Origin of the sequence: Mycoplasmopsis iners ATCC 19705 (assembly GCF_000701805.1) — a bacterium.
Classification (GTDB): domain Bacteria; phylum Bacillota_I; class Bacilli_A; order Mycoplasmatales; family Metamycoplasmataceae; genus Mycoplasmopsis; species Mycoplasmopsis iners.
Genome location: NZ_JNJW01000001.1, coordinates 1 through 25,507, shown reverse-complemented (window position 1 = coordinate 25,507; position 25,507 = coordinate 1). Strand labels below are relative to the sequence as shown.

At 27.1% G+C, this 25,507-nt stretch carries 14 protein-coding genes and 1 tRNA gene; 2 read left to right on the top strand and 13 right to left on the bottom strand.

Annotation, left to right across the window (positions count from 1 at the left end; genetic code table 4):
* Positions 1–7 precede the first annotated feature (7 nt).
* Positions 8–598, top strand: a complete 591-nt coding sequence (locus tag T395_RS0100085; protein ID WP_029512483.1) for a hypothetical protein — start codon at positions 8–10, stop codon at positions 596–598.
* On the opposite strand, the gene T395_RS0100080 is transcribed toward T395_RS0100085, so the two are convergent.
* The 3 genes from T395_RS0100080 to ileS are packed head-to-tail and all read right to left on the bottom strand — an operon-like array spanning position 587 to position 5,373.
* Positions 587–1,930 (bottom strand): aldehyde dehydrogenase family protein, encoded by a 1,344-nt coding sequence (locus T395_RS0100080; protein ID WP_029512482.1) that lies wholly within the window; start codon positions 1,928–1,930, stop codon positions 587–589. The two genes, T395_RS0100085 and T395_RS0100080, sit on opposite strands and share 12 nt — an antisense overlap.
* A 54-nt stretch (positions 1,931–1,984) precedes the next feature.
* On the bottom strand, positions 1,985–2,704 hold the full coding sequence (locus T395_RS0100075; protein WP_051617735.1) for a signal peptidase II: 720 nt from the start codon (positions 2,702–2,704) through the stop codon (positions 1,985–1,987).
* The gene (ileS, locus tag T395_RS0100070; protein WP_029512480.1) at positions 2,704–5,373 is read right to left on the bottom strand and encodes an isoleucine--tRNA ligase; all 2,670 of its coding nucleotides are present in this window, start codon (positions 5,371–5,373) and stop codon (positions 2,704–2,706) included. The genes T395_RS0100075 and ileS overlap by 1 nt, the downstream gene beginning before the upstream one ends.
* Positions 5,374–5,525: 152 nt before the next feature.
* Between ileS and T395_RS0100065 the strand changes: the two genes are divergently transcribed.
* Positions 5,526–12,323, top strand: coding sequence for a hypothetical protein (locus tag T395_RS0100065; RefSeq protein WP_029512479.1), 6,798 nt, complete (start codon positions 5,526–5,528; stop codon positions 12,321–12,323).
* A gap of 158 nt (positions 12,324–12,481) precedes the next feature.
* Here T395_RS0100065 and T395_RS0100060 read toward each other — a convergent pair.
* The 10 genes from T395_RS0100060 to T395_RS03325 all read right to left on the bottom strand — a co-directional run.
* A tRNA-Gly gene (locus T395_RS0100060) sits at positions 12,482–12,555 on the bottom strand.
* Positions 12,556–12,681: 126 nt separating this feature from the next.
* Positions 12,682–14,502 carry an ABC transporter ATP-binding protein gene (locus T395_RS0100055; RefSeq protein WP_029512478.1) on the bottom strand — a complete coding sequence of 607 codons (1,821 nt, stop codon included), beginning with the start codon at positions 14,500–14,502 and terminating at the stop codon, positions 12,682–12,684.
* Between the two features lie 9 nt (positions 14,503–14,511).
* On the bottom strand, positions 14,512–16,299 hold the full coding sequence (locus T395_RS0100050; RefSeq protein WP_029512477.1) for an ABC transporter ATP-binding protein: 1,788 nt from the start codon (positions 16,297–16,299) through the stop codon (positions 14,512–14,514).
* Between the two features lie 49 nt (positions 16,300–16,348).
* Positions 16,349–18,178: an oligoendopeptidase F gene (gene pepF, locus T395_RS0100045; RefSeq protein ID WP_029512476.1), complete on the bottom strand. Its 1,830-nt coding sequence runs from the start codon at positions 18,176–18,178 to the stop codon at positions 16,349–16,351.
* A 609-nt stretch (positions 18,179–18,787) separates the two neighbouring features.
* Positions 18,788–19,201: a hypothetical protein gene (locus tag T395_RS0100040; protein ID WP_029512475.1), complete on the bottom strand. Its 414-nt coding sequence runs from the start codon at positions 19,199–19,201 to the stop codon at positions 18,788–18,790.
* Positions 19,202–19,633: 432 nt separating this feature from the next.
* Entirely contained in the window at positions 19,634–20,533 is a 900-nt protein-coding gene (locus T395_RS0100030) for an energy-coupling factor transporter transmembrane component T family protein (RefSeq protein WP_029512473.1), read from the bottom strand.
* A complete protein-coding gene (locus tag T395_RS0100025) occupies positions 20,533–21,495 on the bottom strand; it encodes an energy-coupling factor transporter ATPase (RefSeq protein WP_029512472.1) in 963 nt (320 codons plus the stop codon). Before T395_RS0100025 ends, T395_RS0100030 begins: the two co-directional genes overlap by 1 nt.
* Positions 21,486–22,283 carry an energy-coupling factor transporter ATPase gene (locus T395_RS0100020; protein ID WP_029512471.1) on the bottom strand — a complete coding sequence of 266 codons (798 nt, stop codon included), beginning with the start codon at positions 22,281–22,283 and terminating at the stop codon, positions 21,486–21,488. Before T395_RS0100020 ends, T395_RS0100025 begins: the two co-directional genes overlap by 10 nt.
* A 197-nt stretch (positions 22,284–22,480) precedes the next feature.
* Positions 22,481–22,720, bottom strand: coding sequence for a TM2 domain-containing protein (locus T395_RS0100015; RefSeq protein ID WP_029512470.1), 240 nt, complete (start codon positions 22,718–22,720; stop codon positions 22,481–22,483).
* 630 nt (positions 22,721–23,350) lie between these two features.
* On the bottom strand, positions 23,351–25,507 hold a 2,157-nt coding region (locus tag T395_RS03325; protein WP_036458293.1), incomplete at its 5' end, for a GA module-containing protein.

Sequence of the window (25,507 nt, the reverse complement as noted above, 5' to 3'; positions counted from 1 at the left end):
GGGCAAAATGAAACGTATAGAAATTTACTTTTATACTGATGAATTTGATGAAGGGCATCAAAAAGCAGTTTTATTCGATATTTTAAGTTCAACTTTGCTTAATTATAAAATTTTGTGAAAAGATCGTAGTTCTGATTCAAAAATTTTATTTGATATTGAAGATTTAAACAAGCAAACATTAAACTTAACATTGCTTTTTGCTTATAAATCAACACAAGAAACTTTCACTTCTGCTATTAATCAATTAAAAATGGCAATACACCAAGAAAAAGTTAAAAATTTAATTAACAAAGCCCAAAATTACTATAAACAAGATACTTTTGCACAAAGAAGTCTTTTTGAATTTGTTGTATACATTATTAAAATTGTGCTTGTTGAACAAATTTTAACAATTCAAAAATTGATTGATCTTTTGCAAATGTTTTTTAATCAATATTACCTTAACTTTAAGACAAATACTAAAATCCTTAATCTGGAAAAATTATTAAACAAGATAAATAATGAATATAAAAAATATCAGTCATTCAAAACAACTGATAAAGTTATTCTTCAAGCAATAATTGATTCTTTAATTGTTGATTTTTCATTATTTAATTAAACGCTTGATTAATTTAATTTTGTCTTCTGTAAATGGTTTTGAAGCAACAGTTAAATTAACCAATCAGGCTTTGAAATAGGATTTTTGGTTACTAAATGTTACAAAAGATTGATATCCATGATATCTACCCATTCCAGAATTACCAACCCCTCCAAATGGCAAATTATGATTAGCTAACTGGTTTATGCAATCATTAATCACAAAAGCACCCGAAGAAGTGTTTTGAGCAACTTGTTTGATAACTTTTTTATCATTGGTAAATAAATAGATTGTTAATGGTTTTTCTTTATTATTAACAATTTGAATTGCTTCATCTAAATTTTGGTATTCAACCACTGGCAATAAAGGGCCAAAAATTTCTTCTTGCATAATTAGATCGCTTCTTTCAGCTTTAAAAACATTAAGCTGAATTTTTTTATTTGCTGAATCTCTAACCAAATCAACTGGCGCAAGTTTGATCAGTCTATCAAAATGTTGTGAAGAAATAATATTAGGCTCTTGACTTAAATTAGCATAGTTATCTTGAATGTATTGTTTAGCAAGTTTTATAAACTCATTGGTCATATTTGGCTTAATTAATATGTAATCTGGTCCAACGCATGTTTGGCCAGCGTTTAAAGATTTGGCAAAAATTATCTTTTTAACAACTTCAGTTAAATCAACTTTTTCATCAATGATTACTGGACATTTTCCACCTAATTCTAAAATGACTGGTGTTAAATTTTTAGCTGCTTGTTCAGCTATAATTTTGCCAACTTTAGGACCACCTGTGTAAAAAATCAAGTCAAATTTTTGTTTTAACATTTCAGTAATTGATTCAATATCATAGTTCATAACATGAATAATTTGACTATCGAAATTGTCATTAATCATTTTTTTAATTAACTCGCTTGTATTTTTTGACAACTCAGAAGTTTTGATAATGCTGAAATTTCCTGCACTTATTGAGCCAATCAAAGGTTTAAAAGTTAAATAAAAAGGATAATTTCAAGGACTTATAATTAAAACTTGACCTAATGGTTCATTGATTATTCTTTGTTTAGCGTTTAAAGTTAATAAATTTCTTTTAACTTTTTTAGGTTTCATTCACTTTTTTAATTTTTTAATAGCCAAATTAATTTCTTTAATAACAAAACAAATTTCTGTTAAATAAGCTTCATAATCACTTTTGCCCAAATCGTCAAATAAAGCTTTTTTAATGGCAATTTCGTTTTGTAAAATTACTTCTTTTAACTTTTTTAATATAGTAATTCTTTGCTTATAATTAAGATTTTGGCCTCTTTGTAAACTATTTCTTTGTTGGTTATAAATTTCTAAATCTTTTTGTAACATATTTCTCCTATTACTAAAATTTTAATCAAAAAACTGCTTGTTGACACAAACAGTTTATGATTGCTGACTTTCTTCTGAAGTTTCTACATCTTTTTTACTAGAAGTTTCTACATCTTTTTTACTATTAATAAAAGTATTTAAGCTTTCGTCATTAATACTCTTTTTGTCTTCACTTTCTTTGTTGACAAAAAGCATAACAATGTAATAGATCATAATGCCAATTGAACCAACAATAATGCAAACATCAGCAAAATTGAAAGTTCCAAGTTGTCTACCTAATCAGCTTTCTAAAAATGGAATGAAGAAAACATCTTTTACCATACCACCATCATAAATACATCTATCAATGAAGTTGCCTAAATCACCGGCTAAAATAAATGAACAGATGATAATAATCAATTTTTTATTAGAAAATAGTGGAACACTTAATAAGAATAGCGCAATTAAAACACTAATTAATTGCACTATAACTATAACTGCCATATTATCTTTTCATGGCAAAATAGTAACTCCCCGATGTCCAACTGATCTTGTTCCAATAATTACATAATCTTTAACATCAACTGTAAGTCCATCAGTATGTGTGCTATCTCATTGAAAAATTAGGTTTTTAGTTAGTTGATCAATTAATAACAAAATGACTAAAACACCTGTGAAAATGGCATATTTGATAATTAATTGCTTTGGATTGGATTTAATTTCTGCTATTTTTTCTTTGAATTTAACCTTTAATGCAAGGCCAAATGAAGATTTTTTTTGAGGGCTTTTTTCCATTATTTTTTGTTAATTATTCCAAAGCATAAAGGACATAAATCATCCTTAATTTGTGAAGGTAAAAAGTGGTTTCAACATCTTTGACATTTTTCAGATTCAAAAGTATTTACCTGTAATTCATCGCCAAATTCAACCAAACCGACAAGTAATAATTGTTTAAGATCAAGAGATTTAATAAATTCACTATTTGTATTAATAGTAATTTTGGCTTCATTAGTTCTTTTAATTAAGCCTGATTTAACGGCTTGTTCAAGTAAAACATTGATTTCATCTCTAAGATTGAAGAATTCCGATCATTGATTAAGCACTGCTTCATCAATTTCTTCAACTTTATAAAAGTTTTCTAAATGAACCGATTCTAACTTATTGGCTTTGTTAAAGTGTTTGTAAGCATCTTCAGCAGTTGTAGGCAGAATTGGTGCTAAAGCCAAAATTAAGAATTCTAATATTTCATAAATATTAGTTAATGTCATTAAGCGATTTGGAGAATTAACTTCTTCAACATAAAGCACATCTTTTGAAATATTTAAATAGAATGAAGATAATTCCACAACATAATTGTTAATTAATTTAATTACATTAATGAATTTATATTCATCATATGCTTTAATTATTTCTTGTTTAATTTTTTCTAATTGCGCTTTAATATAGGCATGTACACCTGTTCTTTGAATTGATGAATCATATTCAAAACCTGTTAAATTACCCAATAAGAATTTAATTGTGTTTCTTAATTTACGATAAATTTCGCTATTTTGATTAATTATTGAATCACCGATTGAAACATCATTTGTATATTCGCTATTAGCAACTCAAAGTCTTAAAATGTCAGCTCCTGATTTTCTGATGATTTTAAGCGGATCAACAGTATTGCCTTTTGATTTAGACATTTTTTCGCCTTTTTCATCTAAAACAAACCCATGACTAACTAAGTTTTTATAAGGTGAAACTCCGGCATAAGCAACTGAATTGATTAATGAAGAGTTAAATCAGCCACGGTATTGATCGCTTCCTTCAAGATAAAGGTCATATGGAGCTTTCAGTTCTGGGTCAATTTCAACAGCAAAAGAAGTTGAACCAGAATCGAATCAAACATCCATAATGTCCATTTCTTTAGTATAACCTTTGCCACGATAATTTTCAGGCAATAATTCATCTGCTGTTTTTTCTCATCAAATGTTTGCGCCATGCTCTTTAATTTGCGCAATAACATGATCAAATAATTCTTCTCTTAAAACAGGTTTTGAATTTTCATCATAAAAGACGATAATTGGCACACCTCAAGTTCTTTGTCTTGAAATTGTTCAATCATAACGTTCGGCAATCATGTTGGTTAATCTCTTTTTAGCTCATTCTGGGAAAGTTTTAACTTTTTCTAATTGGGCTAAGATTTCAGGTTTAATCTTTTCAATTGAAACAAATCATTGTGGTGTACCTCTGAATAAAATTGGTTTATGAGTTCTTCAATCATGTGGATATGAGTGAACAATATGATTTGCTTTTAATAAATTGCCGTTTAAATTTAAGTCTTCAATAATTACTTGATTAGCTTTTTCATAGAAAATGTTGGCATATTTGCCCCCAAATTCATTGATTACACCATCGTCTTTAATGTGCATAATCATTTCTAAGGCATTTTTAATACCAATTTGAAAGTCATCTTCGCCAAATAATGGAGCAATATGAACTAAACCAGAACCACTTTCAGTAGTTACATGATGACCTAAAACTACAGGGCATTTATTTCTGTTTAGTGGGCTTAAGTAGGTCATGCCTAATAATTCATTAGCTTTAAAATTATTAACGATTTGGTAATCATTTCAATCTAATTGTTTGGCAACTGTTTCAACTAATTCACTAGCAATTATGTAATTTTCACCATTTACATTGATTTTAGAATATTCAATATCAAATCCCACAGCTACTCCAGCATTAGCAATTAATGTTCAAGGAGTTGTGGTTCAAATAATTAAGTTATCTCCATTCTCTACTTTTTGTGAATTATTATTGTTTATGATTGTAAAAGCTACAAAAATTGATGGTGATTTAATGTCTTTATAAATGACTTCTGCTTCTGCCAATGCTGATTGAGAAGTTGGAGATCAATAAACTGGTTTTAAACCTTTATAAACAAGACCATTAACTACCATTTTTTTAAAAAGTTCTAATTGTTTAGTTACAAAATTCTTATCTAAGGTTACGTAATATTTAGAAAAATCAGTCAATAATTGCATTTCTTTAAATTGAGATTTTTGAATTTCAACTTGTTTTAAGGCATATTCTTCAGCTTTTTTTCTAAGTTCAAGTGGGCTTAATTTTTTAAAGTCTAATTGAGCCAATTCTAACATTTTGTGTTCAATAGGCATGCCATGTGTGTCTCAACCTGGCACAAATGGTGAATAAAAACCTTGCATAGATTTATAACGCACAATAATATCTTTTAAGATTTTATTCATTGCATGCCCTGTATGTAAATCTCCGTTTGCATAAGGAGGGCCATCATGTAAAACAAATGAAGGATTATTTTTGTTTTTAGCTAAAACTTTTTGATAGATTTGTTTTTCTTCTCATTCTTGTCTAAATAAAGGCTCTTTAGTAGTTAAATTAGCTCTCATTTCAAAGTCTGTTTTAGGCATATTTAAAGTATCTTTATAATTTTTTTCTGACATTTTGCTCCTTAGTTTGCGTTAATTAATATGTATATTAAATTTAAGTTATTATATTTTACATATTTTAAAGTTATTTAAACAAATATATTTATTAAAAGAATAAAATTAGCTTAACATTATAAACTAAATAAATATAAGTTTTGGAGATAAAGATGAAACGAAACTGAAAAAAACTTAGCCTTTTAGGGGTTTCTTTAAGTGCTGCCTTAGTGCCTATTTTAACAACATCGTTAGCTGTGCCAAAAAACTATTTGAAATATAGAGGTCAAGAAAACATTTATGAAGGTTATCGAAAAACTGCTTATGCTGATTTTTCAAATTGAATGAGCGATATTTCAGATAACAAAAAATTAACACAACTTTCAATTCCCGGAACTCACGATTCAGCTATGTACGATTACAAAGGAGCAGCTGGTTTTTTTGGTTTTGCATGAGCGCAAACACAAGTTTGAGATTTTTCAGAACAATTAAAAGCTGGAATTAGATTTTTTGATTTAAGATTAATGGGTTTTGATGGCAATTTAGCTTTAGCTCATGGTGCGGTTTATGCCAATATTCATTTCAATAATGTTATGCAAAAATTCAAAGAATTTTTAGCAGCACACCCAAGGGAAACAATAATTATTAGAATCAAAGAAGAAAACGTTGATCCTTCAAAATATAGTGCTAATGATAGAAGAAATTGAATTAATAAAGTAATGGCGGTTATGGATTCTTATAGAAGCATAATGTTTGATTATTTAGACAAACCTGATTCTTATGTTCCAACCTTGGGCGAAGCCAGAGGAAAAGTTTTAGTTTTTAATAATTTTCATCATTTATTCAATCCAAGCAGAAAATATGGGCCTTTATTTAATGCATGAACAGACACTATGTTTGTTGTTCAAGATAACTATAATGTTGAGAATGCTGATTTAAAATTAGCATACTGAAAATCACAATTTGAATTTTCTGAACAAGAATTAGAAAATGGTGCTTTCTTTTCAATTAACTTTTTAAGTTGAGCAAACGGAAACAAGCCATGAGATAATGCGTTATCAACTATGCCAAAGGCATATAGGTATTTGAAAGAGCATCCAGAACTTAGAAGTTTAGGTATTATTCCAATGGATTATCCTGGTCAATCATTCATTGAAGAAATCTTAAAAAGAAATTACACATGAACTGATAAACAATTGGCTTGAGGACAATATAAACCAATTATTGATGTTCGCCCAATTGCACCAAAAAGCGGAGATTATGAATTAACTTGATACAATCAAAATTTGGATGATTTTTACATGGATGTAAAAATCGAAAGAGCCAATGAACAAGGCAGATTAAATCAAATTTATCAAGAAAGCAATATTTCATTAAGAGGCAAAAATAAAATTGTGTTACCAAATAATTTAATGCTTGATATAAATGATAAAGTAACTGTGAAATTTTACCGTTATACTGAAGCAAGCATTTATTATGAAGCTGATAAATTTAATGTTCAAGAAAAAGTTTACACAGTTAATCAATATAATGAATGAAGACAAAAAATCTTTAATGCAAAAAATGATATTAATGAAACTTTAACCAAAAATATTCATTATCCAGAAATTGCAACAATAATTCATAAAGAATTGAATGACTTTAAAAAAGCATTAGATTTATATTGAAATACGATTCCTACTGAAAACTTGAGAAATGGTTGCGCAATAATGATTGAAAGGATTAATTTTATTAAAAATAATTTAATAAGCATAATTAATTCAATCAAGAACCAATTCAATCAGTTCAGATTAGAAGAAAGTGGCAAAGATATTTATCAAGATAATTCTTTTGCTACTAAATTGCCTATTTTATTGGATGAAATGGAAAACTATGGAATTAGTCAAGCTGTAAAAATCTTAAATGAAACAGCTAAAAATAATTGAAATAATACGATGTTAGTAAACATTGTTGAGAATTTTAATAAGCATAAAAATGATCTTGTTTCAATTTTTCAATCTCTAAATCAATATAAAACTTTAAATTTAGATAATTTAAAAAGAATAATCAGCAATAATGAAGATTATTTATTGTCATTTAAAAATTATTTGAGTCAAATTTATTCAAACAATACAATAGATGTTGAACAAACATTAAGCGAGTTAAACATTGATAACTTAGCAAGTGAAACTAGCAGAATACAAACAGCGATTAGCAAATTGATTGAAACAGAAAATGAAGTTGTTAAATTTGAAACATTAATAACCAAAATTAATAACTTAAAATCAAAGACTAATGAATTGATTTCAACCAATGCCTTCACTGATTTTAATTTCTTAGTTGATAATGAAAGTTTATTAAATTATTATCTTGACCAAATTAGCTTATTGATAGATGATTTTGGCAATAACAAAGATCGAATCAATGAAACAAATTATCAAAATAGACTTAGACAATTTATCACTTTAATCAACAATAACCAAAGTATTTTAAACGCTGAAAGCCAAAAAGAAGAATATTCATACATTAAAAATTATTTAAAAGAAAAAATAAGTAGCATTGAATTAATTAATTCAAGTAATTTTGATAGCTTTGATATCTTAAATTTAGCTAATAAATTATTTGAAATTGAGTCAATCTTAAAAAGCAATGGAAAATTAAGAAACTATTTTAAATTGAAAGAATTGATTGTTGAAGTACAAAATTTAATTGACAATAAACATTATTCGCCAAGCGCAGAAGTAACTTTGAATGAAAAAATAAAAGAAATTGAACAAATTTTTACAAATAATTCATTAAACGAAACCAATCAAACGATTGACAAATTGCTTGTTGATACTTCATTATTAAACTCAATAATTGATGAATATCAGGAATTGTTAAATTTAAAAGACACTTCTGAACTAAATTTAAAACATTTACAAGACCAAGTTTTAAATTTAAAAAATGAGCTTGAACCAAAAATTTCTCAGTTAAATTCTTCATATGGAAAATGAACCAACATAATTAAAAATTATTTCAATAATCACAACACGCATACATCCGAAGATGTTTCTCTTTTAAAATCTGAAATTATTGGTTTAAACAAAATTAAAACTTATTTTGAAAATGAAGATAATTTAACAGAAATTCAAAAAGCAAATGATTTAATAAACAAGGCCTTGTCAAATTCAATATCATTTGATGAAAGTGATAGTGTTCTTTCACTTGTTTCAAATGAAATAGCAAAAGATTTTCCAAATTTGGCTATTTTACAGTCAAAAAATATTGAATTAGCTAATGAAATAGATTATAAAATTGAACAAAATGAATTGAAGCAATGAATAGCAAACAATAAAATGCCTATTGTTGATGCACAAACCATTAAACAAAATAATCCAGAAAGTCTATTCGTTGAAATTAATGATTTAACCGAAACATATAACAAAATAGCAAACATTAATCAACAAACTACAAATGAAGAATTAAAAACTTTAAAGGCAAAAATTGTTGAATTAAGCTTAATTGTCGAAGAATACAAACAAATGATTCCTTTGTTGCCTAAAATAAAGGCTAATAATGAAATTTTAAATTCATTTAGCAATGAAATTCAAAAGAGTCACTATGATGCTTTTAGAGATGAATATAACTCATTGAAAAGCGAATATGATTCTACGGTCGCTAATCGCACATTTAATACCTTAAATACCTATTTTATAGATCAAAGTGAATTAATTACTAAAATTCAAAAAGCTAAAAACGACTTTGAAAACAGCAAGAAAACCATTTCAATGACTTTTGTGAATCAAATTGATAAAACAGAAATTAAAACAATTCAATTAGAAATTAGCAACACAGGAGAATATGTTGATTTAACAAAACATTTTGATAAAAGCCAATATCAATTAATGGGAAGTGAAAACAATAATATTATTTTTGTCGATGGCGATTGTTCAATTTTATTAATTCCAATTCATAGAATTATTAAATTGATTTTTATTAATGCCGAAGACAATGCGACATTATTAGAAAAATCTGTTGATGTTAATAACTCAGACAATTATTATGAATTTAATCATTTAATTCCTAGTGGTTATATTTTGAACGAGAATCAAAGCGAAAGTATTTATATTACTCAGCGTAGTGAATACACAATAAGTTTAGTTCCTGAATTTAGAATTGTGCAATTACACTTTGTTGATCAAAATCAACAAGTAATTAACAAATCAAGAAAAGCGGTTAAATACTTCACAAAAAATGTTGATATAAGTTCAGCTCTACCTGAAAATTATCATTTAATTAACAATTTAAGCACCATTAGAGAAATCGCTGAAGTAATTAAAATTGAAATTGCAATTAATACAAGAACAATTACTTTAAGTTTTTATGAAAATGATAATGAAATTAGCAATCAAGAAGTTGAAATTCCAGTTACACAAAGCACATTAAATATTGAAAGCTATGTGCCACAAGGCTATATTAAAACGGCGGATCAGAGTGCTGAATTAAGCTTAAATAATGACTTAAATTACACTATAAAAGTTAGAAACTTGATTCAACGCGTTGAATTAGTGTTTGATTATCCTGGTACTGATATTGAACAAACTAGTCGTGTTCTTGAATTGCCTTATGATCAAGAGACTATTGATATTAAACAATATATTCCTGAAAATTATCATTTGCAAAATGCTGATGATGCGATCCAAAATGTACAAAAAAGAATTGTGGTTAATTTAGCTAAAAACACCAAAAATGCAACTATTAATTTTATGTTTGGGCATGACAAAATTGATAGCCACGAAATTATTGTGCCTTTTGATCAAACTCAAATCAATGTTAGAGATTTAATCCCAAGTGGTTATGAATTGGTTGAAGCAAATGAAATGATTAACATTGAAGAAAACACAATTGTTAATATTGTGCCTATCAATAAAGATATTAAATTAATTTTTCTTGATGATGCTAATTCGGAAAGCTTAAAAGAAATTAGTTTAACATTGCCTTATAAACAAAGTCAATTAGATATTTCACAATATTTACCTGAAAATTACACGATTGATAATTCAATAATCAATCTTGATTATTCAACTATTAATATTAGAGTTAAAGTTGTAATGATAGATATCATAATTACCTATAAAACAGCTCAAAACGAAACAATTAATGTGGTTAATTTAAGTCTTCCAAAAACTCAAAAAACAATTAATGTTGCACAATATGTTCCGCAATATTACAAATTAGTAAATGAAAATTCTTATGTAAAAATCGCAGACAGCATTGATGTTGTTGTTGAAAATTCAATTCGCACAATTAACTTGAGATTTATTCATTATGGTAATTTAATTGCCACAAAATCTTTAAATATTGTCGAAGAACAAAAAGTTGTCAAATTAACTGATTATCAAAATTTAATTCCTGAAAATTACATTAAAGCAAACAACGGATTAACCAGTGATATCTTAGTTGATGAACAAGAAGAATATAACGTTTCAGTTGTTCCTCAAAAAAGAACATTAACAATTAATTATCAAACTGAAGATAATAGAGTTATTAAGTCAACAAGAGTTGAAATCGACTATTATCAAGAAGAATTAAGCATTTTAGAATGATGTCCCGAAAGTTATCATTTAGTAAATCTTGATAATGTAAATGTGGCAAATGTTGATAGTTATGATGCAATAGTGAAATTAAATGAAAAAAGCGCAATGATAAATTATGTCTTTGAAAACCAAATAATTCTTTCATACAAACTTAATTTATCAGCTAATGATAATGAAATCAATGTTGCAAACTATGTTCCTAATGGTTATAAATTGTTGAATGATTCAACCAAGATTTATCCATATAGTGCTCAATTAACAGTAAAAATCGTTCCGACAAGCAAAATTATTCTTTTAAATTTCGTTAATAATAACAATCTAATTAAAGAACAAAGTGTCGAATTAGCCTATGAAACAGCCGAATTAGATATAACTCAATACATTCCAAACAATTATCATTTGATAGGTAGCGCTTCTAATATTTTGAATTTAGATAGTGAAAGTATTATTATTAATATTGAAAAAGATCAAAAAAACTTGGAAATAATTTTTAAAGATGCCGATAATAATTTAACAGTTGTACAAACTAATAATGAACAAGTCGATTTTGATATAAATTCTTATAACATTAACAATTTAATTCCTGGTGGTTATATGCTTAATGATAATGTAAATTCGAACCTTACTTTAACAAATGATAAGAAACAAAGCTTTAACATTGAAGTAATTAAAAGTAGCAAAACCATTAATGTGAAATTAGTTGATGAAACAAACCAAATTGTCAATGAACAAACAATTTCATTGCCAAGAAAACAAGCTACATATTTAGCAGCTCATTTAATTACATCTGATTATTTATTGGCAGAAAACCAAAATACAGTAATTAATTTAACTAACGAATTAAATCAAAACATTGAAATTAAAGTTGTTAAAGCTCAAAGAACTGTTAATTTAACTTTAAAAGATGTTGACACTAATGAAATTATCAAAACAACTGAAATAGCTGTGCCAAGAATTCAAAAAACTATTGATTTAGCTGATTATTTACCTGAAAATTATGAATTTATTAACAATCAAACAATTTATGCTGTTAATGATGTTTTGGAAGTTTCAATCCAAAGCAAAAATCAAAAGGTTATTTTGGTATTTGTTGATTCAAAAAATCAACAAATCAAAACGGTTGAAGTAAAAGTGGCTTTAAATAGCTCAACTATAGATATAGCAAACTATATCCCTGAAGGCTATTCATACAACGGCGATACTAATATTCAAATGGCTAACGCCGGCCATATTGAAGTTTATAAACAAAATGATGAAACAATAGACGAAAGTGGCAATAATACTAAACAAATTACCAACACAAATTCAAAGAAAATTTGAATACCAATAGTTGTTGGTTCGACGCTTATTTCGGGTGGGCTTGCTTGATTAATTTACTTTTTGGTTAAAAGACGCAAAATAAAAGCTAGTTAATTAAATAACTAGCTTTTTTGTATGCGGTATTTTACGTAATTTTAACAATTTTAATTTTTAAAGGCAAATAAATTCGCCTCAATATCATTTTACACAATTTTAATATTAAAAATAAAAAAGGCTACACAAGTGTAGCCCTAATAAGGTGATTAAACAAATGGAGGAGATGACGGGAATCGAACCCGCATAGTCAGCTTGGAAGGCTGAAGTTCTACCATTGAACTACATCTCCATTTGCTAAATAATTATATTATAAGAACTTAATTTAATAAGTAAAAAAAATATATTTTTTGATTTTTAGCATTTGTATTTTAGTCCTATGAAATAGGTGTTTTAATAAAAAAATAGAACCTGCGTTCTATTTAAACTGTGTTTGATAAAGATTTCAGTAATAGCCTTTTAAAGCCATTAATTCTTCATGCGAACCTTTTTCAATTATTTGTCCACTTTCAACAACTAAAATTAAATTGGCATTTTTAATTGTGCTTAATCTGTGTGCAATAACAATTGAAGTTTTGTTTTTCATAACACTATTTTGTAAGGCATTTTGAATAATTTTTTCGGTATTAGAATCGACATTACTTGTTGCTTCATCTAAAATTAAAATTTTCTTATTTCCTAAAATTGCTCTTGCGATAGCCAATAATTGTCTTTCGCCTTGTGATAAACTAAGCCCATTGTTTTCAATCATTGTTTCATAGCCATTTTTCATCTTAAGAATAAATTCATCCGCAGAAACTAATTTAGTTACTGCTTGAATTTCTTCAAAAGTGGCATCAGGTTTGGCAATTTTTAAATTGTTTAAAATAGTATCATTAAACATGAATGAATCTTGTAAAACAACAGCCATTACATCGCGTAAATCATGTTTATCAATCTTGTTCAATTCAATTCCGTCTAAAGTAATTGAACCATCTTGATAATAGTAAAATTTGCTTAATAAATTAATTATTGTTGTTTTTCCTGCTCCTGTTGGTCCAACTATAGCCACTGTTTGACCTGGTTTAGCATAAAATGAAGCGTCTTTTAACTGATATGAATCAGAATTAGGATTGTATTTAAATCAAACTTTATCAAAATGGATTCAACCTTGTGGGTTTTCTAACTTGACTGTATCGGTTGGTTCCTTTGGCGGTTCTAAATCAATTAGTCTAAAGACTCTTGAAGAAGAAGCAAATCCTAATTGTAAATTTAAAAACATTGTTAATAAAACTTGGAATGAACCGGTTAAGTTATAAGTTAAAGAGATTAAAGCAATAATGAAACCTGAATCAGCCACACTAGCTCCAAAGCCATATGTAGAAATGTTATTGATTTTAAATAAAAAGGCAATAACGATAGCTCCAACAGTAATTAAACTTGTTGATAAAAAGAATCAAGGGTCAAATATTTTTTGATAAAAATCGCCAATTGAAGCATTTTTATAGATCTTTTGGGCAATTTTATTAAAACTGATTTGTGCCTCAGGTTGTCTATCAAATGATTGAGTTATTTTGGTATTATTTAACATTTCTTCCAAGTAACCATTAAGCTCACCAAAAGCATTTTGTGTTTCAATTAAAGCTGGTCGCGCTTTTTTAGTCATTCAAAAAGTCACAGAAAGTAAAAGAATTGTTAATACTAAGATAATTAATGTAATAACCGAACTGTAAAATGACATAGCTACCAAGGTGAATAAAATCGCAAAAAGGTTAGTAAATAAAGAACTTAACAATCTAACAATAGCGCCTGAAATATTATTTATATCAGTTACCAATGTAGAGATTAAATCACCCGTTTTTTCTTTATCATAGAATGCTGTTGGCATGTAAAGCAACTTAGTCATAGCTACTTTACGCATTTTTTTAGCCGCTTTATAAGCAACATGTACAAACACTCTGCTTTGTAAATAGCCAAAAATTGAATAGCAAATGAATAAAACGCTCATTGTGGCAGCATATTTAATAAATAAACTAGTATTGAAAAGTTGTTGATAAGAAGATTTAATTGCTGGTTCAAAAGTGTCTGAAACAATTTTACCCGTTATAACAGTGGCAACTATTGTTGAAATTGAACTAAATAAAGCAAAAATTATTCCCAATATCAACCAATTTTTATCTTTTTTGTCTAAGAAAAGATAAAACTTTTTGAGAATAGCTAAAGAAGACATTGGTTTGGTTTTTTTAACATCTTTTTTCATCCATCCTCCTTATTGATCTAATTGATTTTTATAAATTGATTGATAAAGATCACATGATTCAATTAATTGTTCATGTTTTCCTTGAGCAAGAATATTACCATTTTGCATTACTAAAATGTTATCACTGCTTCTAATTGGACCTATTTTTTGTGAAATTAAAATAGTTGAACATTGATAATTATTTTTAATGTTGTCAATAACTGCTTTGGTTGTAATGTTATCTAATGCTGAAGTTGAATCATCTAAAATAAGAATTTTTGGCTTTCTTAAAAGGGCACGCGCAATTGATAGTCTTTGCTTTTGGCCCCCTGAAAGGTTTTTTCCGCCCTGAACAACAGGGTGGTTTAATTTATCTTCAAATTTATTAACAAATTCAAAAGCGCACGCATTTTTTAAAGCTTCTTCAATTTCTTGATCTGTTGCATCTGGTTTGGCTCATAACAAATTAAATTTAATTGTTCCTGAATACAATAAAGCTTCTTGATAAACAATGCCAACTGTATCATGAATATCTTTGGTTTTAATTTCCATTAGTTCATTTTCGCCTATTTTTATTGAGCCATCATTATAAACATAATTGTTCATAATCAAATTAACCAATGTGCTTTTTCCAGAACCGGTTGGGCCTATAATGCCTAAATTTTGTCCGAATTTTAAATTAAGATTAATATTATTAAGTGTGTCATTTTGCGCTGTTTTATAGTATTTAAAGTTTAAATTGCTAATAGATAAATCGTAATTTTCACCTATTGATAATCCTTCTTTACGCATTAAATTGTCAACTTCAGTGTCATAAACTTCATTAATTCTATTGGCTGAAACACGAGCACGAAACATAGACATTAAGAACATAACCATCATCATAATTCCAAAACTGATGTTGTAAAGATAGTCAATAAAAATGTTTAATTTAACTAATGTTTCTTGATTTGCAACTTTATCAATTGCTGTTTTTGAAGCAATTGAGTACATCACAACAATTAACAAGTTAATAATTGTAAAGAAAATGGGTTGAACTGTAGCAAAAATTAATTCACTTTTGAATGAAACCTTAAATCATTCGTCATTATGTTTAATAAAACTTTGTTTGCGTTTTTGTTCTAAATTATAAGTTTTAATAATTTTGATACCATTTACGTTTTCTTCAATGTCTTTGGTTAAAGCTTCAATGGTTTTTTGTGATTTCTTTAAGAGTGGACTAGTCAAATAACCAACTGTACCAATTAATACAAATAAAATAGGAATAATTATAATAACACCGATAGCCATTTTAGGATCAACTAAAAAAGCTAAAACTGAACTACCAATTGCTAAAAAGATTCCTTTGAATAAAATTGTTGCTCCATTAACTAAAAATTCTCAGAAAATAGCAACATCATTTGATAAACGAGTAATGATTGATTCACTTTTTAAATCGGCAATGTTTTGTAATGAAAGTGTTTGAATTTTTTCAAAAAGTTTAATTCTAAAAAATTTACTACTGTTTTCTGAAGCATAAATAATCACTAACATTGAGAAAAAAGTTAAAACTACATTAATTAAAATCAATCCAATTACTGCAATAATTAAGTAATTTAACACAACATTTGGTGGCGCTTGCGGAAACTTGATTTTACCTTCAAAAAATTCAATAGTAACTAAAGAATTTTTGTCATTGCTTGAAAAAATCAATTTAATAAATTGTGAAATTAAATTAGGAAAAAATAAATTTAAAAACACGCTTATTAAAACTAGAAAAATGCCTAAAAGAAACATTAATTTCAATTTTCTAGGCAACATTTTAATCATTCTTATCATTAAACCTCCTTTGCTTTTTTTACCTATAAAACAATTGTTTTAGCTAAATTTATTTTTTATTCTTAAAGATTTTCTTACCTAGTTTGATATATTCGTTAACTAATTTTTCAAAATAAGTAAAACCTATTTCATAGAACTCGTCGTTTGTTAAATCAACTCCGACATTTTTTAAAATATTAAGTGGTCAATCTGATCCGCCTTTACTTAAAAAGTTATTAATATAGTATTGTAAATATTCTTCACCTTCTTGTTGATATTTAGCAAAGAAATAATTTGCTGCTAATTGACCAATAGCATATTTATAAACATAAAAACCATAATAGAAATGTGGCACTTGCACGCAAGCAATCATTTCATTAGCTTTATACTTTTTAACATTGCTTGAATATTTCTTTAAATTTTCCCAATAAAGCTTTGAAATAGACTCATATGAACTATTCACACTGAAGTTTTCAATGCCTTGGTAAAGATTATATTCATAATTTGCTCATAAAGTTTGCCTATGAACAGTACCGATGAAACCATTAATCATTGAATCTAATAATTGAAATTTGAATTTATCATTGTCGCTAATTTTAAGTAAATGGTTGTATAACATTTGCTCATTAAATATTGAAGCAATTTCAGCCAAGAAAATTGGGTATTGACTGTTTCTTAAATCATTATTTTTATCAGCAAAATAAGAGTGCAATGAATGACCCAATTCATGGGCTAGAGTTTCAACGGAACTTAATTCGCCATCATAATTCATTAAAATGTATTTTTTATCAATGCCATATGTTGAACCAATTGAATAAGCACCTGATGTCTTATTTTCAATTGTCATATAATCAATTCAGTTTTCATTAATTGCTTTTTTAACAGTTGAATAATATTCGTCTCCAAATGGTTTTAAGGCTTCTAACACTAATTCATTCATTTCTTCAATGCTATATTTTGTTTTAACATCTACTAATTTACGCATTGAATCGGTTTTCATGTCCATATTTTCATTGAATCTAAGTTTGTAAAATTGTTTTCAAGCTTGATGATACTTTTTAATTGTTGGTTTTAATGATGAAACTTTGGCAAATAATTTTTGTAATAAATCATCAGAAACTTTATCACCGTTAGTTAGCATATTGACTGCTGATGAATATTTTCTAATTTTGGCCTCAGTTGCAGTTTCTCTAAATTTTTGAAAAAGTAAATTAGCTAATGATTCTTTATTATGATTTAGTGCTTTATTTCACTGTAAATAAGTATTTTTACGTAACACTTTGTCATTTGATTGTAAAAACTTAACTCTAGAAATAGGATTCAATTTAAAACTTTTACCTTTAGCGTTTTTTACATAACCATAATCAGTTTCACTGTCAGTAAGTAATGTAAAAATAGTTTCGTAATCAGGTTCAGCAATGCTTGTTTGATTAAGATATTCTTCAACACTATCAGCTAATTTATGATTGTATGAATCAATCATTTCTTCAATGCCCAATTTGTAATTTGCTAAACGTGTGTCTTTAACCCATCCTTTCATTTTGTCAATATTTTTGAAAAATCTAACAATTTCTGAACCATTTTCTTGATTAAATTTCTCAGTTATTTCATTAAGAGTATTTTCTCAATTCTTATATTTTGGATTATTTAGTTCACGATTTAAATAGTTAGAAACATAATTACTCAATTTATTCGAAACAAGTTCAACTTGATCGCTTAATTTTAAGTATTTTATATACTCTTCAATGTTTTGGTATTTGGTATCTTTAAGCTTTAATAACTCATTTAAGTTCGCCTGATAAATATTCAATCATTCTTCAAAAGTTTTACCTTTTAAAATATCTTCTAAGTCAAATTTGTATTTGGTTTCTACGTCTTTTATGTTTTTGTATTGCTTCATCTTAAACTCCTATATTTAATATATAAATTAAATTATATATTTATTTTAATTTATAAATATTACCAACTAATTGAAATAAACAAGTGATTATTTTTCATTATTTATTAAACAATTGATATTTATCTAATTAATTTAAAAACTTGAAAAAACTAAGTTTTTTAAACTTATATTTACGTTCTTGTTAAATTGTTAGTTTAATATTCAAATTATTAAATAATGTAAAAATTGAAAAAACTTTAAAATATCTCGGAGCTCCATTGGCGCCTTCAACAGCGATTTTTTCAGTAAAGAAAAAACCAAAGCCATAAAGTTAATTAGATCAACAAGCGATGATAAACTCGAAGAAACTTTGGCAGATTATTTAGTCACTTCTCAACAAAAATAGGCTAAATAATGAAGGGAATTATTTAGATTAAAAATTAGCAATGATTACTTAGATGTAATTATTGCTTTTTTAATAAACTGAAATGAATATGTCTATAAAACAGTCATATTTGTTTTTGTTGAGAAATGTTAAATAGATAATAATTTTATTCTCAAACCTTTGCTTAACAATAATGCAATAAACAAAAAATCGCATTACTAACGATTGTTAAGTAATACGATTGGTTAATTTGAATTTGACATTATTTTGTTCAAAATTCCGCCAAGACCAAAAGATTCTAATAAGCTTGAATCTAATCCTAAACCTTGTAATGATGTCCCCACTTCTGCTCATGTTTCTATCATGTATTTAAGCATAGCGCTTTCTATTTTATCATCATCAGTTTTCTTGATTAAATCAATTATTTCTGGTTTTTTAACTTCTAAAAGTCCTACTATTTGTTGGTAAACTAAAGGATTCATGGTTCCGGTTTCTTTATATTGTTTTAATATTTCTTTGATAGCTGAAAATTGTTTTTCAACATTATCAATAGTACTTCTCTTTTTCTCGCTCATTTCTTCTTTACCACAAGAAACAGCCAAAAGAATCGCTGTTGAAGCTACCACTGGAGCACTAACATATTTTAAAAATTTTTTCATATGTTGAATTATAAATGATTATTAAAGAAATTTTGAATACTAAGTATTTAAAGCAAACTAAATTTATTAATTAAATAAGCGATCTAATATTTAACCAAATAAACTTTTTCATAGGTAATTTGAACAATATTCATTTAAAGTAAAAATAAAAAATATCCCGAAGGATATTTAAATATTAAGCTTGTTCTGCTAATCTAGCTGCTCTTCTTTCAGCACGAGCTTGTTCTAATTGTAATTTGTGAACTCTTTTAGCAGCACGTTCTTTGTTTTTTCTTCTTGTAATTTTTCTCATGTTTTTCCTTTATATAAAGAATGATATTATTAAATTTAATAGAATTATTTTAACATAAAAAGTTTTACTATTAATGAAAAACTTTTTAGATTTGTTTTACCTTTTTAGACTATAAAAAAGCTTTTTTAAGGAATTTATAATTAAAAATTAGCTTGGGTTAATTTATATCAATGTGGCAAGAAATCTAAACCTATTAATGTGCTTTGGCTTAGGATTACAAAAGTAATTAAGCCTATAACGAATAATAAAACAGCATAATCTCTAAAGTGTCAAATTAAACGACGATATCTTGTTCTTTTGGCATATGGATCATAGCCTCTAGTTTCCATTGCGTTTGCTAAATCTTCTGCTTTCGCAAAAGAAGTAACGAATAGTGGGATTATTAATGTTGTAAATGATTTGGCTTTTTCCAATAATTTACCATTTTTAAAGTCAATCCCTCTACTTGCTTGTGCCTTAACTATTCTTTGTGCTTCTTCTAATAATGTCGGAATGAAACGCAAGGCAATAGAAATTATTGTCGCAACAATATGCGTAGGCACAAAAAACAATTTAAGTGGTAATAATAAATCTTCAATAGCTTTAGTTAATAAAATTGGTTTGGTTGTCATAACAAACAACGTAGTACTCAAAATCATTATATAAATTCTAAAAATTAAGTTTAAAGTTCTAGCTAGTTGCATTCAGGTTAAGCCATAGTTGCTTTGGCCAAATTGCAATCAAAGATATTCAGGGTGTTTTTGAAGAATGTCAATAAGCTGATTATTTTCTTTTATTTTCATTGAATAAATATTAATGAAATAAATGAAAAAGCCTATGATTAAGGGCATTTTGATTAATTTAATCAAGCCCATAAATCTTCTTGTTGCTATTACATAAGCTAAAGCTAAAGGAAGATAAATAATTCCTAATGTTATAAAATAGTCTGTAAAAAAGACCAAAACGATAAGGGCTATATTAACAATAAGTTTTAATCTAGAGTCTAATCGGTGAATAAAACTATTGATAGCTAAATAACGTCCAATTGCTACATTTCCCATTATCTAGCACCTCTCTTTTTTCTTTTGTTTAAAAACTCTGCTAATTCATCGATTGTTCTTACTTTTGGCACTTCAATACCTCTAGCTTCTAATTTAGATACAAAAGCCAACAATTTTGGCGGTTGCATCTCATTAGCTTCTAAAAACGCTGTATCTTTAAGTACTTCGTAAGTTGGACCATCTTTAATTATTTCACCATCTTTGAAAATTAATGTTCTCTCGGTTACTTCTAAAACATTATCTAAATCATGAGTAACAATTACTATTGTTTTACCCATTTTATGCAATTCATTAAAAATGTTTAAGATTTCTTTAACGCCAGCAGGATCTAATCCAGCCGTTGGTTCATCGGCAATCAAAACATCGGGTTCCATTGCTAAAATTCCTGCTAAAGCAACTCTTCTTTTTTGCCCGCCTGATAGTTCAAATGGCGATTTTTTTAAATATGATTCGTCCATTCCAACTAAATTTAGATACTTTTTAGCTCTTTCTTTGGCTTCTTGTTTAGAAATGCCAAATGAACGAGGACCAAAAGCTATGTCTTTTTCGATTGTTTCTTCAAACAATTGGTATTCGGCAAATTGAAAAATTATGCCTATGTGCTTACGAATTGCTTTAGCTTTTTTAACTTTTTTTCTTCATGTGTTTCTTAAAATAAAAGTTTCTAAATATTCTTCAACGGCTTTGGTTTTTTTAGTTTTGAGATTGTGTTTTTTGTCATAATATTGCTCTTTAACTTTAACTTTTCTTTGGTCAATGAATTGTCATTTAATTTCGCCAGATGAAGGTATTAATAAGCCGTTTAAGTGTTCAATAAAAGTGGTTTTTCCAGATCCTGTTTGTCCAATAATTCCTATGTATTCACCTTGTGAAATTGATACACTAACATTTTTCAATGCTTTATGAGCTATTGGTGTCTTTTTTAAAAAGACATACTCTATATTTTTAACATCTATTTGCATAATTGGTCTAACAACTCGCTTTCACTGTATGTCGGTTTGACACCTTTAACTTTTTCACTTAATTTATAAATAAATGGCGAATCAATTTTAGCTATTTCAATTATTTCTTTGTTTTTTAAAATTTCAGCAGGACTTCCACTTGCAATAATTTTGCCTTTAGCAAAAACAATACATAAATCAGCTAAAATAGCTTCATCCATGTCATGTGTGATAGAAATTAAAGTTTTTTGTCTCTTTTGTTGAATTTCTCTTATTATTTCTAAAACGCTTGATTTACCTTTAGGATCAAGCATAGAAGTAACTTCATCAAAAATAATAATTTCAGGATCTAAAGCTAAAACAGAAGCTATTGCAACTCTTTGTTTTTGACCACCGGATAAAAATTGTGGCTCTCTAGATAAATATTTAGTCATGCCAACTCTTTGAGCTAAATATTCAATAGTATCTTTCATTTCAGCTCTTGGCACCATTGCATTTTCAAGTCCAAAAGCAATATCATCTTCAACTGTTGCACCAATAAATTGGTTATCAGGGTTTTGAAAAATAATGCCTATCTTTTTACGAATTTGTCTTAAATTAGCTGAATTTATTTCAATTCCATCAATTTCAATTGAGCCTGATAATGGTTTATATAAAGCAACTAAAAGCTTTGAAAAGGTACTTTTTCCAGAACCGTTATGTCCTAAAATTGCAACATATTTACCACGTGGTATTTCTAAATTTATGCCATTTAAAGCATTGTTTTTTGCATTAGGATATTTAAATACAAGATCTTTTATTTTAATCATATTAGTATTATATATATAGAATAAAAATGCATTAAAAAAGAATAGAAAAAGGATTGGTCTAGATTTAAGCAATTTGGACCGAAATAGGCATAAAATAGTTAAATAAAAATAACATGACCTGAATCATGCTATTTATAACAATTTAAGTTAATTGTTATGTGAGTTTGTTATTGAATAATAAATTTTGTTTATTATTCTTATCATTCTTTAATTAAAAGACCATTACCATCTTTTTGATATCCACATACAGCAAGTATGAAATCTACAAGTGGTCAAATTCCAAGAGTTAATCAACCAAATAATAATTTACATACACCCAAACCAATTTTTCCACCATAGAATCTATCAATTCCTAAACCACCTAAAAAGAAGCTTAAAAGAGTAACGGCTAATCTGCTTTTTGGACTAACATTGTTGAAATTTTGTGTATTGTTCATAAAAAGTAAACTCCTTATTTATTTAAGTTTTTGATTACTAATTAAAACCAAAAAATTGTTGCTTTTAATCAATTTAAAGCAATAAAATAAAGTTATTTTTTGGCCAAGTTTTGGTGCCAATTCACCTTTTTTTTCTTGGCAACTTTATTATATTTTTTGCCAAAAAAAAAAAAAAAAAACGCGCCTTTTTGCGTTTCCAAAAAAAGCTTATTTATAGGTGTTTTAGTCAAAATGATGTCTATAATGTTAAATGCAGTTTTCAATTTTTTTATTTTAGGATTGAAAAAAATCATTTTTCTAGGTTTTGAGATTAATGATAGAAAAGGCAGAATTTATAACAATTTTAAGATGCTTAAAATACAAAGGAGGCACTAATAAGATTGATTATTGTTGATTCTTTTTTACTTATTTCAAATAAAAAAACAATACAAAAATCACTACTTAATAAGCAGTGAATGTTATAGAAATGATCTAATTATGGTCTCTTGGGTTCTCAGTCAGAAATTCATAATTTATTTTTGTCTTTTTGTCTTCAGTTAACAAGTAAAAGACGCCTTGGACTTTAGCTCGCCTTTATAGGCGAAAAATTAACAAAAAATCAACCTAAGCGGTTGATCTTTTATATTAAATTTATTTTAATAATTTGTTTTTAATTGCTGGAATAGCTAACAAGATTCCTAATGATAATACAGTAGCAATAGAAGCTATAACAAATAATATTCAATCTCATTTGTGATTATCTTCAAAATCCAATAATGATTTATTGATTGCTGTTTGATCAGCTATTTTGTTTGAATCATTATTATCAAGATTGCTTAATATTGAGTTTGATGCGCTAATAGCATCATTAATCGCTGTTTTCCTGTCATCATCTAATTTATTTCATTTTTCAACGTTTTTAGTCAAGTCTTCTAAATCGTTCTTTGATTTAATTAATTCTTTAACATCAACATGTTTTTGAGCAACTTTTTGTAAATCATTTGCAAATGTATCAGCTTTTTCATCAATGTTAACTATTGAATTAATTAATTGTTCTTTAACTTCTGAAGTTAATTGGTCATCTCGCTTAATTTTTCTAATTAATGCTAATTCTTGTTCAAGTTTATCGATTGTTTGAACTGTATTTTCATCATTATCTATACTTAAAGCTTTTTCAATTAAAGCTTCTTTGTTTTCATCTAATAAAATACCTGCTTTGTGCTCTTCATGTATTTGATCAATTATTGCCAATTTAGCTTTTTCATTGGTCAATTGGTCAAAGAAGTTAGGAGAATTATTATCAATGTTTTTAACTTTTTGAACTAATTGTGCTTTTTCATTTTCACTTAAATTAGTATTAGCTTGGATTTGAGCAATTAAATCAGCTTTAGCTAATTCTTTATCCAATTTGTTAGCAAAATCATTACTTGTTTCATCTAATTCTCTAATGTTTTGAGAAATTGAATCTTTTTGTTCTGGTTTCAAGTTTGGATTTTGTCTAATTTGATCAATTGCGTTTTGTTTTTTGTCGATGTTTTTAGCTGTTTCATAGTATTTTTCGCCTTTTGGATCGTTAGCTAAAACATCTTCAACTAATTTAGCTTTGTCTTCTTGGCTTAAGTTTGGATCTTCTTGAATTTCTTTTAATTTATCAAATTGATCACGAATTTTGTCAAGAATTACAGGTGCTTTGTCATCTTTTCCCTTGAATGAATTTATTTCATTAATTAAAGCTTCTTTTTGTTCGTTAGGTAAGTCTGAAGCTTGAATTTCATCGATTAATTTTTGTTTGTCTTTAATCTTCTCGATTTCATAGTTTAAGATAGGTTCAGCTTGTTTATTGTTTAATTTGACAATTTCATTAGCTAAATTATCTTTAACTGTTTCAGGTAAATTGTCATCGTTTCTAATTTCTTTGATAGCATCTTGTTTGATTTTTTCATTGTTTAATTCTTCATTAAATTTAGGACTATTAGGTTCAATATTAGCTATATTTTTACTTAATTTAGCTTTATCATCTTCTGTTAATGAATTATTATTATTTAATGCTTTATAAGCATCTTCTTTGGCTTTGATTTTATCAATCACATCATCATGGTTTGCTTGTGTTGAGTCTGTTTTAACAACGTCATCAATCAAGTCCGCTTTTTGTTCTGGAGTTAAATCGTCATCATTCTTAATTGTTTCAATTAATTTTGCTTTATCAACGATTTTGTCTAAGTTATTTAAAAATTTTTCTTTAGTAATTCTTTCATCGTCGTCAGGGGTTTTAACATTATTTAATTGGTTAATTAAGGTTGCTTTTTCTTCAGCTGTTAAATTAGGATTGTTTTGAATTTTTTCAATTGCTTTCTTTCTAAAGTATTCGTAGTTAGTGTCTCCATCAAGCGCTTTTTCAGCTGCTATTAAGGCTTTTTGTAAGTCTTGAACTTCTTTTAAGTTCAAGTTATCACCACTAGGAGCAACTAATGCATCAACTTTGGCTTTAACATTATCATAATTTGTTTTTGGTTCTTCAGTTGCTGCTACATATTTATAATTGCCTTCTTGGGCTAAATCATTAGCTATTTCTTGAGCTTTAGCTTTAATTTGGGCCATAGCGTTATCAAGAAGTTTAGCATCTTGGCCAACTTGTTTAAGATCGGCGATTAATTTTTTCTCATTTAATGATTCTTTAAGAGCTGCTTTTTGAGCATCATTTAAATGTTCTAAAGCATCAATATCAGCAATAATTTGTTCTTTTACTTCAGCAAATTTCTTATTACCATCTAATGCTTGTTCAGCAACTTTAATGTTAGTAATTAAGTC